Origin of the sequence: Mycobacterium asiaticum (assembly GCF_001673365.1) — a bacterium.
GTDB classification, from domain to species: domain Bacteria; phylum Actinomycetota; class Actinomycetes; order Mycobacteriales; family Mycobacteriaceae; genus Mycobacterium; species Mycobacterium asiaticum_A.
In genome coordinates this window covers 21,326-27,969 of record NZ_LZLS01000046.1, presented here as the reverse complement: position 1 = coordinate 27,969, position 6,644 = coordinate 21,326, and the positions used below count along the sequence as shown (strand labels likewise).

4 protein-coding genes are annotated in these 6,644 nt (G+C 67.7%); 3 read left to right on the top strand and 1 reads right to left on the bottom strand.

All coding sequences use genetic code 11. The features are described from left to right. Window positions 1-141: 141 nt before the first annotated feature. Window positions 142-1,854 carry a DEAD/DEAH box helicase gene (locus A5634_RS05315; protein ID WP_065143038.1) on the bottom strand — a complete coding sequence of 571 codons (1,713 nt, stop codon included), beginning with the start codon at window positions 1,852-1,854 and terminating at the stop codon, window positions 142-144. A gap of 324 nt (window positions 1,855-2,178) precedes the next feature. Between A5634_RS05315 and ffh the strand changes: the two genes are divergently transcribed. From ffh to A5634_RS05300, 3 genes are all read left to right on the top strand, one after another. Further along, entirely contained in the window at window positions 2,179-3,738 is a 1,560-nt protein-coding gene (gene ffh, locus A5634_RS05310) for a signal recognition particle protein (RefSeq protein WP_065143034.1), read from the top strand. Continuing rightward, complete coding sequence (locus A5634_RS05305) at window positions 3,725-4,822, top strand: amidohydrolase family protein (protein ID WP_437339943.1); 1,098 nt, start codon at window positions 3,725-3,727, stop codon at window positions 4,820-4,822. Before ffh ends, A5634_RS05305 begins: the two co-directional genes overlap by 14 nt. Before the next feature lie 75 nt (window positions 4,823-4,897). After that, window positions 4,898-6,598, top strand: a complete 1,701-nt coding sequence (locus tag A5634_RS05300; protein ID WP_065143032.1) for a serine/threonine protein kinase — start codon at window positions 4,898-4,900, stop codon at window positions 6,596-6,598. Window positions 6,599-6,644: the final 46 nt, after the last annotated feature.

The window sequence follows — 6,644 nt, the reverse complement described above, 5'->3', positions numbered from 1 at the left end:
CTGTGGAGCGCCGATCGCCGCGGCTACCCGAGATCAGCTCAAGGCACGCATCGACGCCGTCCGGCAGCTCATCGCCGAGCGTGAATCTCACGACGCGACACGCGCCGCGGCGGCGTCGCCGTTTTCCACACTGGGGGTCACTCAGGACTGCTCGGCGTTGAGCTGCCGGACGGCGTCGATGCGTGCCTTGAGCTGATCTCGGGTAGCCGCGGCGATCGGCGGTCCGCCGCAGCGGCGGCGAAGCTCGTTGTGGATCCAGCCGTGCGGTTTGCCGGTGCGATGGTGAGCCACCGATACCAGGGCGTTGAGTTCACGTCGCAAGTCACGCAACTGCCCGTGGGTGGTGACCGGCGCGGTCGGTCCCTGGTTGGCGGCACGTTTCTGTAGCTGCTCGTCTTGGCGCCGGTGCAGCAAAGCGCGCATCTGTTCGGCATCGAGCAGACCGGGGATACCGAGGTAGTCGGCTTCCTCGTCGCTGCCCGCCGGGGTGGCGGTGCCGAACGACGACCCGTCGAAGATCACCTGATCCAACTCGGCGTCGGCACCCAGCGAGGTGAAGCCGTTGTCCTCGGTCTTTTCGTTCTGGGTCTTGGTGGCCGGATCGTCGTCGAGCGGGTCACCCTCGGATTCGCGGTGGGGTTCGCCGAGCACGTGGTTGCGCTGCGCCTCCAATTCGCTGGCCAGCTGCAGCAGATTGGGTACCGACGGCAAGAAGATGCTTGCCGTCTCACCCGGGCGCCGGGACCGCACGAACCGGCCGATGGCCTGGGCGAAGAACAGCGGCGTCGACGCGCTGGTCGCATAGATGCCGACCGAGAGTCGCGGCACGTCGACGCCCTCGGAGACCATCCTCACCGCTACCAGCCACCTGCTGGTGCTGGCCGCGAACCCGCTGATGCGGGCCGAAGACCCCGGGTCGTCGGAGAGCACCACGGTGGGCGCTTCGCCGGTGAGCTTTTTCAGCAGCGTGGCGTAGGCGCGCGCCGCGGTCCGGTCAGAAGCGATGATCATGCCGCCCGCGTCGGGAACGTGTTCGCGCAGTTGGCGCAGACGCAGGTCGGCGGCGGTGATCACCGCGGGCATCCATTCGCCGGCCGGGTCCAACGCTGTGCGCCAGGCCCGCGCCGTCTGCTCGGCTGACAGCGGCTCGCCCAGCCGCGCTTGGTGCTCCTCGCCGGCGCTGTCTCGCCAGCGTGCCTGCCCCGAATAGGCCATGAATACCACCGGGCGCACCACGCCGTCGGCCAGAGCTTCGGCGTATCCATAGGTGTGGTCGGCCTGGGACCGCAGGATCCCGTCGGAGCCCGCTTCGTAGTTCACGAACGGGATGGGGCTGTCATCGCTGCGGAACGGCGTGCCCGTCAGCGCGAGTCGGCGGGTGGCGTCGCTGAATGCCTCCCGAATGGCGTCACCCCAGGTCTTGGCGTCACCGCCGTGGTGGATCTCGTCGAAGATCACCAGGGTCTTGCGCTGTTCGGTGCGCACTCGGTGCAGGGTGGGATGCGCAGCCACCTGGGCGTAGGTGACGACGACACCGTGGTACTCCGGCGAGGTCTGCGGGTTGGAGTTGGAGAACTTCGGATCCAGCGACAGTTCCTGCCGTCCCGCGGCCTGTGCCCACTGGACCTTCAGGTGTTCGGTGGGCACCACGACCGTCAGCTGCTCGACGGCGCGGTGAGCGATCAGTTCGCCCGCGATGCGCAGCGCGAATGCGGTCTTGCCAGAACCAGGTGTGGCGACAGCCAGGAAATCGCGCGGTTCGGTTCCCAGGTATTTCACCAGGGCGCGACGCTGCCAACCCCGCAGCGGTCGGCTACCTTCGGCGGGGAAATGGCCGACCGGCTGCAGCGTCAACAATCCCCCCGTTAGCTTCCGTACGCTGACACACCCGAGCCAGGGCCCGGCCGGTTCTCGCCGGGCGCGGCTGTAAAAACTAGCATGGCAACGCTTTTCGGCGCAGTTGCGACATGAGCCTAGCGGAGCGGGTCGAGTCTTTGTGGCCGCCGCGGGATGTGTCGGGTGACGTCGGGCCAGGGTCTGGATTGGCGGCGCTGCGCCGAGAGATAACTCACGCACACGCTAATCGGCGAGTCGTGTGCGTGAGTTATATGTCGCGCAGGAGGGTGACCCGTCGCGCCCGGCTTCGCCGGGCCGTCAGGTCCGATTAGGCTGGCGGGCGTGTTTGAATCGCTGTCCGACCGGTTGACCGGTGCCCTCCAAGGGCTACGCGGCAAAGGCCGCCTCACCGACGCCGATATCGAGGCCACCACCCGCGAAATCCGGCTAGCGCTGCTCGAAGCCGACGTTTCACTGCCCGTCGTGCGCGCGTTCGTGCACCGGATCAAGGAACGCGCCCGCGGTCACGAGGTGTCCGCTGCGCTCAACCCGGCACAACAGGTCGTCAAGATCGTCAACGAGGAGCTGATCGGCATCCTCGGCGGCGAGACCCGCGAGCTCACCTTCGCCAAGAACCCGCCGACCGTGATCATGCTGGCCGGTCTGCAGGGCTCCGGTAAGACGACGCTGGCCGGAAAGCTGGCCTACCGGCTGAAGAATCTCGGGCACACGCCGCTGCTGGTGGCCTGTGACCTGCAGCGCCCGGCCGCGGTCAACCAGCTGCAGGTCGTCGGCCAGCGCGCCGGCGTCCCGGTGTTCGCGCCGCATCCCGGCGCACCGGCTTCTGGCCCGGAAACTGGTCCGCCCGGCGACCCGGTCGCCGTCGCGGCCGCAGGTATCGCCGAAGCCAAGTCCAAGCACTTCGACTTCGTCATCGTCGACACCGCGGGGCGCCTCGGCATCGACGAAGAGTTGATGGCCCAGGCCGCGGCGATCCGCGAGGCGGTCAACCCTGACGAGGTGCTTTTCGTCCTGGACGCGATGATCGGCCAGGACGCCGTCGCCACCGCCCAGGCGTTCGGCGAAGGAGTCGGGTTCACCGGCGTGGTGCTGACCAAGCTGGACGGGGACGCCCGCGGTGGTGCCGCGCTGTCGGTCCGCGAAGTGACCGGCGTGCCAATCCTTTTCGCCTCCACCGGGGAGAAGTTCGAGGACTTCGACGTCTTCCACCCCGACCGGATGGCCAGTCGCATCCTGGGCATGGGCGACGTGCTGAGCCTGATCGAGCAGGCCGAGCAGGTCTTCGACGCCCAGCAGGCCGAGGCGGCCGCCGCCAAGATCGGCGCCGGCGAACTCACGCTGGAAGACTTCCTCGAGCAGATGCTGGCCGTGCGCAAGATGGGCCCGATCGGCAACCTGCTGGGCATGCTGCCCGGTGGCGCGCAGATGAAGGACGCACTGGCCGAGGTCGACGACAAGAGCCTCGACCGCCTGCAGGCCATCATCCGCGGCATGACCCCGCAGGAGCGGGCCGACCCGAAGATCATCAACGCCTCCCGGCGGCTGCGCATCGCCAACGGATCCGGAGTCAGCGTCTCCGAGGTCAATCAACTCGTGGACCGCTTCTTCGAGGCCCGCAAGATGATGTCGTCGATGCTGGGCGGCATGGGCATACCCGGGCTGGGTCGCAAGTCGGCCACCCGCAAGTCCAAGAGCGCCAAAGGTAAGAAGGGCAAGAAGGGGGCACGCGGGCCGACGCCGCCGAAGGTCAGAAGCCCGTTCGGCGCCGGCATGCCGGCGGGTTTCCCGGATCTATCCCAGATGCCCGAAGGACTCAACGAACTGCCGCCCGGCCTGGCGGACTTCGACCTGTCCAAGCTGAAATTCCCTGGACAGAAGTAGTCGCGCCGTGCGTCTGCACGTGCGGGGAACGGGCCTGCCCGATGCCGTCCCAACCGAACTGTGGATCGTCGACGGCCGGATCAGCACCGAACCGGTAACCGGATCCGACACGATCTTTGACGCTGGCTGGATTGTGCCCGGGCTGGTCGACCTGCACTGCCACATCGGGCTGGGCCAGGACGGCGGCGTCGAACTCGACGAGGCGATCGCCCAGGCCGAGATCGAACGCGACGTCGGCGTCCTGCTGGTCCGCGACTGCGGGGTGCCGATCGATACCCGCAGCCTTGACCAGCGCGACGATCTGCCCCGGATCATCCGCGCCGGGCGCCACCTGGCCCGACCCAAGCGGTACATCCCAGGGCTGTCGCTGGACCTCGAGGACGAATCCCAACTGCCGGATGCGGTAGCCGAACAGGCGCAAGCAGGGGACGGCTGGGTCAAGTTGATCGGCGACTGGATCGACCGCGAGATCGGCGATCTGGCGCCGTTGTGGTCCGACGACGTGCTCAAGGCCGCGATCGACACCGCGCACGCACACGGCGCGCGGGTCACCGCCCACGTCTTCGGCGAGGACGCGCTACCCGGGTTGATCCAAGCCGGCATCGACTGCATCGAGCACGGCACCGGCCTCACCGACGACACCATCGCGCTGATGCTCGAACACCAGACCGCTTTGGTCCCGACGCTGATCAACCTGGAGAACTTCCCGGGCATCGCCGACGCCGCGACGCGGTACCCGGTCTATGCCGCACACATGCGCGAGTTGTATGCCCGCAGCAATGAGCGGTTGACGGCGGCACGGGCGGCTGGGGTGCTCATCTACGCGGGCAGCGACGCCGGCGGCATGATTCGGCACGGCCGGGTCGCCGACGAGGTTGAGGCACTTAAGGGGATCGGCATGAGCCCCACCGACGCGCTGGGTGCGGCCTGTTGGGATGCTCGGCGCTGGCTGGGTCGGCCCGGCCTGGACCACGGGGCCTCGGCTGACCTGTTGTGCTACGCGGAGGATCCCCGCAGCGGACCCGGTGTACTAAGCCGGCCCGACCTGGTGATACTGCGCGGCAAGGTGTTTCGGCCGGGCTGAGCGCATCAACTGTTTGCCGACTGTTAGCAGAGCGCCGACTGCGCGGCGAATCAGCGATCTGGTTAATATCTCCGAATGGCGTTGGCCAGCGGTGCGACCTTCGCCGGTTACACCGTCGTGCGGATGCTGAGTTCGTCCGCAAGCGGCGAGTTGTACCTGGCCCAGCGGTCGGAGTTGCCGGGGTGGCAGGCCCTGAAGGTCCTCCCGTTTGCACTGTGGGTGGACAACGAATTTCGCGGCCGGTTTCACCGCGAGACCGAGATTGCGACAAGCCTCTACCATCCCAACATCGTCGAGGTGCACGAGCGCGGCGAGCACGACGGTCAGCTGTGGATCGCGGCGGATTACGTCGAGGGCACCGATGCCGCCGCACTGATGGCCAACCGCTTCCCAGCGGTGCTGCCGGTCGGTGAGGTGCTGGCGATCGTGACGGCCGCGGCCTCAGGTCTGGACTTCGCCCACCAGCGTGGGCTACTTCACCGCGACGTCCGACCGGCCAATATCCTGTTGACCACTGCGGGCGCGGGCGAACCGCGTATCTTGTTGTCCGACTTCGGATTAGTACGCCCGCCCAGCGAGTCCGCGTATGCCGCGCTGGAGGAGCTGGCCGCCAAGTCGGTGGACGGGCGGGCCGACCAGTACGCGCTGGCCACCACAGCAATGCACCTGTTCACCGGCGCACCGCCGACGAACTCCAACCGGGCCAAACTCAGCGACCTGCGCCCGGATCTGGCCCACCTCGACGCAGTGCTCGCACGGGCGCTGGCCGACGATCCAGCTGAGCGGTTTGGCAACTGCCGCGAATTCGCCACGGCCCTTGCCGAGCAAGCCGGCTTCGGGGGTAACAGCCCGGAGATCGTGGAACAACGAGCGCCCGCTTTTCAGCCGTATGCCCTCGACTATCCGGCCTATGGATGGCCGGAAACTCCGCCGCCCGCGCAGCGGGGACCGGCCCCCGTGATGCCACCTCGGGGCGGCACGTTGCTGCAGAGCGCGGCGGGCTCGCTGGCGCGACGACTGGAAGCGTTCTCGGCACGGGGCAGACCATCCAGAAAGTGGGGTCCGCGCCGGATTCTGCTGGCTGCCATAGCAGCCTTAGTGCTTGTCGGGCTATTCGCTGCCGGCATCACCATCGGTCGTAAGACGCACCCCTCCGACACCCGCGCCGACGTCCCGGCAACCAGCGTCCCGGCCGCGCCGAGCACTTCGAACGGCGCGGCGCCGGTTGTGCTCGACGGCACCTACCGCATCGAGGTGCAACGCTCCAGGCAGACATTCGACAACAGCCCAACGCCGCAGCCACCGGACGTCGAAACCTGGTGGGCGATCCGATCGTCGTGCACCCCCAGTCGCTGTCTGGCGGCAGCCACACTGCTCGACGACACCGACCACGAGCAGGAGAAGTCGCCCGATGTTAGGCCGCTGATCTTCGAATTCGGCGACGGCCAATGGCGATCCCGCCCGGAGACAGTCAAATTCCCCTGCGTGGGTCCCAGCGGCGCAGCGGCTGCCCAACTCACCACGCAGGTGCTCACCCTGCGGCCGCAACCGCATGGTGACCTGGTCGGGCAGATGACCGTCACCGTCAAGAGCAACGAGTGCAGCCAGGCGGGTGGCGTCATCCGCATCCCGACGATGGCAACCCGAAGCGGCGATCTGCCACCGGCGGTGAACGTGCCCGACCCGGTGACCCTCGACCCCGGTGGCCCCGCCACCACATCGGTGCCGGTAACGCCGGAAACGCCGAGCACCAAGCCCTCGGGTCCCGGCCGTTAGCACTCGTCACGGCCTTCTCGATAAAAGATTGCGAGTGATCGCTATC